At 39.9% G+C, this 446-nt stretch carries 1 protein-coding gene; it reads left to right on the top strand.

What is annotated here, in order from left to right; genetic code table 11:
* Window positions 1-446 (top strand): TapB family protein (locus tag E1176_RS20070; protein WP_185152457.1); only part of this gene is annotated, 446 nt, incomplete at both ends.

Genomic DNA, 446 nt, shown 5'->3' with positions numbered 1-446 from the left:
CATGAAAAAACTAATACTACCATTAATTCTGCTCTTTGCCATGCCTGTAATAGGCTGGTCGCAGTGCAATCCATATTATGATATAAAAGTGGGGATGGTGCTGGAAACGACCAGTTACAACCCTAAAGGTAAAAGTGAAGGTAAAACTGTAACTACGATAGAATCCTTTGACCAATCTTCTAATGGCTGGGAAGCTGTAATGAGCATCGAGGCCTATGATAAAAAAGATAAGCTCGTATATGAGCAAGAAGATGTAGAGATGACATGTGAAGATGGCGTACTCTCATTGAACATGGATCGCTTTATCCCTGAAGAAACCATGCAGGCTTTTAAAGACATGAATATGAAAGTGGAGGTAGATAATATTGAAATACCTGATAACCTGGAAGTAGGTATGATACTCGATGATGGCAGCGTGACGATTTCTGGCGATTTACCAATGACGA

It is taken from the genome of Fulvivirga aurantia, assembly GCF_009711475.1.
In the GTDB taxonomy this organism is placed as follows: domain Bacteria; phylum Bacteroidota; class Bacteroidia; order Cytophagales; family Cyclobacteriaceae; genus Fulvivirga; species Fulvivirga aurantia.
The sequence above is the reverse complement of the archived record's forward strand: the minus strand, read 5'-3'. Positions and strand labels throughout refer to the sequence as shown.